The organism is Streptomyces sparsogenes, from assembly GCF_001704635.1.
Classification (GTDB): domain Bacteria; phylum Actinomycetota; class Actinomycetes; order Streptomycetales; family Streptomycetaceae; genus Streptomyces; species Streptomyces sparsogenes.
In genome coordinates, this window is record NZ_MAXF01000220.1 from 1 (window position 1) to 1,359 (window position 1,359).

The 1,359-nt window shown below is 75.9% G+C and carries 1 protein-coding gene; it reads right to left on the reverse strand.

Translation table 11 applies throughout. From position 1 onward, the window contains the following. Positions 1 to 1,359: acyltransferase domain-containing protein (locus BBH68_RS36830; RefSeq protein WP_141713155.1), on the reverse strand; the 1,359-nt coding region annotated here is incomplete at both ends.

Here is a 1,359-nt window from a genome sequence, read left to right on the forward strand (position 1 = left end):
ACCGGCCGGCTTGGTGAACCAGTAGTCGGCGTCGAGCCCCGAGGTGTCCAGGCGCTCGGCGGTCACCGTGGAGTGGAAGGCGATGTCGGAGCCGGTGGGCGTCAGACCGTCCAGGGCGGAGACGATGTCCTCCCGGATACGGTCCACATGGGGCCCGTGGGAGGCGTAGTCCACGTCGATGGTGCGGGTCCGCGCGCCGCGCGCCCCGGCGGCCGCCAGGACGGCGGCGATCCGCTCCGGCGTGCCCGAGACCACGGTGGCGGCGGGGCCGTTGGCGGCGGCCACGGTGACATCGCCCGCCCGCTCGGCCAGCTCCTCGAGGAGCCGCGCGGTGTCGTCGGCGCCGAGGGAGAGCGAGGCCATCGCGCCGTGGCCGGCGAGGGTACGGAGGGCCTGGCTGCGCAGGGCCACGACCTTGGCGCCGTCGTCGAGGGTGAGCGCGCCTGCCACGCAGGCGGCGGCGATCTCGCCCTGGGAGTGGCCGATGACGGCGGCCGGGGTGACGCCCATGTGCTGCCACACGGCGGCCAGGGAGACCATGACGGCCCACAGCGTGGGCTGGACGACGTCCACGCGCGCGGGGTCGGTGGCGGTGTCGGTGCCGCGCAGCACGGCGGTGAGCGACCAGTCGACGTACGGCGCCAGGGCCCGCTCGCACTCCGCGATCCGGGACGCGAAAACGGGCGAGCCGTCCAGCAGCTCCACGCCCATGCCCCGCCACTGCGACCCCTGGCCCGGGAAGACGAACACCGGGCCTGCGGCCGCCACCGTCGCCTCTCCCGAGACGACCGCGGGGTCGGGTTCGTCCGCGGCCAGCTTCTCCAGACCGGACAGCAGCGACTCCCGGTCCTCGGCCACGACCACCGCCCGGTGCTCGAACACCGACCGCGTCGTCGCCAGCGACCAGCCCACTTCGGCCACTTCGGCCACCTCGGCCACCTCGGCCACTTCGGCCGCTTCGGCCGCTTCGGCCGCTTCGGCCACCTCGGCCGAGGGGAGCCGCCCGGCCACGTTGGCGGCCTGCTCCCGCAGCGCCCCGGCGGTCCGGGCGGACAGCACGAACGGCAGGACGCCGCCCGTGGCGTCCGGCCGGGGCCGCTCCGCCGGCGGTTCCGGCCGGTCGGGTGCCTGTTCCAGGATGACGTGGGCGTTGGTGCCGGAGATGCCGAAGGAGGAGACGGCGGCCCGGCGCGGCCGATCCGCCTCGGGCCAGTCGGTGGCCTCGGTGAGAAGCCTGACCGCGCCCTGGGCCCAGTCGGCGTGGGGGCTGGGCTCGTCGACGTGGAGCGTGGCGGGCAGCCGGCCGTGACGCAGAGCCATCACCATCTTGATCACGCCGGCGGCGCCGGCGGCGGCCTG